Here is a 3,305-nt window from a genome sequence, read left to right on the forward strand (position 1 = left end):
CTGAGCGCTGGTGCTGCCGCGTGGGCCCAGGAAAAGCCCGTCTACCGATGCCCGGGCAACCTCTACACCGACTCGCTGAGCGCCAAAGAGGCCCGCGACAAGGGCTGCAAAACCCTGGAAGGCGCACCGATCACGGTGATCCAGTCCCAGGCTCCGCGTGGCAATGCTGCTCGGCCGGCTGGCGCTTCGTCCGCTCAGGGTGACAAGGTCGGCGCCGACGACCAGAAAGCCCGCGACAGCGATGCCAAGCGCATCCTCGAAGCCGAGCTCAAGAAGGAAGAGGACGCCCTGGCCGCCCTGCGCAAGGAATTCAACGACGGCCAGCCCGAGCGCCGCGGTGACGAGCGCAACTACCAGAAGTACCTTGATCGCATCGAGGAGATGAAGGCCGCGCTCACCCGCAAGGAAGCGGACGTGGCCGCTTTGCGGCGCGAGTTGGGCAAGTTCGGCCAGCGCTGACGCGAGCCACCAGACAAGGCTTTTCCCGATGACTGCTGTTCCCCTTGCGCCTGCCGACATCGTGCAGGCGGTCTCCCGTGTTGACCCGATCGTGCCCGGCGGGCTCGAAGCCTTCGACCACCTGGGCACGATGGTGTGCGTGGTGGTCCCCGATGGCCGTTGCCTCTACGCCAACTCCGCCTTTGAAGAAGGCCTGGGCTTGTCGCGCAAGTCCATGCTGCGCGAATCCATCTACGACTGGGTGGTCTCGCCCGGCCTGCTGCGCGACGTGGTTTCCGCGGTGGCCCGCAACGAGTTCGCCACCAGCCGCCTGCAAACCGACCTTCGACGCCACCTGCACGGCCATGGCGAGCCCCTGCCTGTGCAGGTCATCGTCACGCGACTGGGGCAGGGCAGCCTGGTGCTGGTCGAGCTCGTCGAGGTCGAGCAGCAGACCCGCCAGGACCGCGAAGAGCGCGCCCTCGATCAGGTGCAGGCCAACAAGGAGCTCATCCGCAACCTGGCCCACGAGATCAAGAACCCGCTGGGCGGCATCCGGGGCGCGGCGCAGCTGCTGCAGATGGAGCTCGAGAGCAAATCGCTGACCGAGTACACCCAGGTCATCATCCACGAGGCCGACCGCCTGCAGTCGCTGGTTGACCGGCTCCTGGCGCCGCATCGCCGCCCGCACGTGGTGGGTGACGTCAACATCCACGAGGTCTGCGAGCGGGTGCGCTCGCTGATCCTGGCCGAGTTCCCCAAGGGCCTGAAGGTCCAGCGCGATTACGACACCTCGCTGCCCGACTTCCGGGGTGATCGTGAGCAGTTGATCCAGGCCGTGTTGAACATCGCGCACAACGCAGCGCAAGCCTTGATCGATCGCATTGCGCAGGGCGACGCGCGCATCGTGTTGCGCACGCGCGTGGTCCGGCGCGTCACCATCAACCGCGCCTTGCACCGACTGGCACTGGTCTTGCATATCGAGGACAACGGCCCGGGCATCCCGGAATCCATCCGCGATCGAGTCTTCTACCCTTTGGTGTCGGGACGTGACGGCGGATCCGGACTGGGCCTGACCTTGGCACAAACCTTCGTTCAACAGCATCAGGGCACCATCGAATGCGAAAGCGAACCCGGTCGCACGGTGTTCAGGATCCTCATCCCCTTGCCATGATCCTTGGCCCGGTGGACGGATCGCCCGACGACGCAGACAACCACAGGCCAGCATGAAACCCATCTGGATCGTTGACGACGACCAATCCATCCGCTTTGTGCTTGAAAAGGCACTGGCCCGCGAGGAGCTGCCGGTGCGCAGCTTCACCAACCCCCGCGACGTGCTCGCGGCCCTGGAGGTCGATGAGCCCCAGGTGCTGGTTTCGGACATCCGCATGCCGGGTGGCTCGGGCATCGATTTGCTGAGCAAGGTCAAGGCCCGTCACCCAGGGCTGCCGGTCATCATCATGACCGCTTACTCCGACCTGGACAGCGCCGTTTCCGCCTTCCAGGGCGGCGCCTTCGAGTACCTGCCCAAGCCGTTCGACCTGCCCAAGGCGGTCGAGCTCATCCGCCGCGCGGTGGACGAGAGCGTGCGCGAAGAGGTGCTCGACGACCGCGTCACGCAGATGCCGGAAATGCTGGGCCAGGCGCCCGCGATGCAGGACGTCTTCCGTGCCATCGGCCGCCTCAGCCAGAGCAACGTGACGGTGCTGATCACCGGCGAGTCCGGCTCCGGCAAAGAGCTGGTCGCACGAGCGCTGCACAAGCACAGCCCTCGCGCCAACGGCCCGTTCGTGGCCATCAACACGGCGGCCATCCCGAAGGACCTGCTGGAGTCAGAGCTGTTCGGTCACGAACGCGGTGCCTTCACCGGCGCGCAGACCATGCGCCGTGGTCGCTTCGAGCAGGCCGACGGCGGCACGCTGTTCCTCGATGAAATCGGTGACATGCCGTTCGATCTGCAGACCCGCCTGCTGCGCGTGCTGTCGGATGGCCAGTTCTACCGCGTGGGTGGCCACCAGCCGCTCAAGAGCAACGTGCGCGTGATCGCTGCGACCCACCAGAACCTCGAAGAGCGCGTGCGCTTGGGTGGTTTCCGGGAAGACCTCTTCCACCGACTGAACGTGATCCGCCTGCGCTTGCCCGCGCTGCGCGAGCGCCGCGAAGACATCCCCACGCTGGGACGTTTCTTCTTGCAGAAAAGTGCCAAGGACCTGGGCGTCGAGGCCAAGCGCATTTCCGAGCCTGCGTTGGCCAAACTGGCGACCTTCGACTTCCCCGGCAACGTGCGCCAGCTGGAGAACATCTGCCACTGGCTGACGGTGATGGCGCCCGCCCAGGTCATCGAGACCAAGGACCTGCCGCCTGAGTTGCTCGAGGGAGCGGCAACCGGCGTTCATGAGCAAGCCACCGCTGTGGTGGCAGATTGGGCCCCTGTGGCTGCCCCTGCACCCGCACCTGCGCCCGCTCCGTTGTCTGCGCCGGCATTGCCACCGGCTTTCACCGATGCTGTCCGCTCGCATGCCGACGTTGCGCCGGTGGCCGCGTCGGGCCTGGGGAGTTTTGGCGACGTGATCGCCACGGAGACCCTGGCTGCATCGCCTTCGGGCGCCAGTTGGCTGGCTGATCTGCAGCGCGAGGCCCGCGAGCGGCTCAATGCGGGTCAGACCGATGTCTGGGACGCATTGACCCGGCAGTTCGAGGCTCAACTCATCCACACGGCGCTGGAGCTGACGCGCGGACGCCGCATTGAAGCCGCGCAGAAACTGGGCATCGGACGAAACACCATCACGCGCAAGATCCAGGAACTCGGCATCGACGACTGAGGCTTGTCTCGGGTGTTTTACGTTGGGAAACGCGCCTGTCAACGG

3 protein-coding genes are annotated in these 3,305 nt (G+C 65.9%); all 3 read left to right on the forward strand.

Annotated elements, in window-relative coordinates:
* Positions 1-459: hypothetical protein (locus B2W70_RS16290; RefSeq protein ID WP_349677466.1), on the forward strand; the 459-nt coding region annotated here is incomplete at its 5' end.
* A 28-nt stretch (positions 460-487) separates the two neighbouring features.
* The gene (gene glnL, locus B2W70_RS16295; protein ID WP_286747258.1) at positions 488-1,612 is read left to right on the forward strand and encodes a nitrogen regulation protein NR(II); all 1,125 of its coding nucleotides are present in this window, start codon (positions 488-490) and stop codon (positions 1,610-1,612) included.
* Positions 1,613-1,664: 52 nt separating this feature from the next.
* On the forward strand, positions 1,665-3,260 hold the full coding sequence (gene ntrC, locus B2W70_RS16300; RefSeq protein ID WP_286747259.1) for a nitrogen regulation protein NR(I): 1,596 nt from the start codon (positions 1,665-1,667) through the stop codon (positions 3,258-3,260).
* Positions 3,261-3,305: the final 45 nt, after the last annotated feature.

The sequence above is a fragment of the Aquabacterium sp. UBA2148 genome (assembly GCF_002328915.1).
Taxonomy (GTDB): Bacteria; Pseudomonadota; Gammaproteobacteria; order Burkholderiales; family Burkholderiaceae_C; genus Aquabacterium; species Aquabacterium parvum.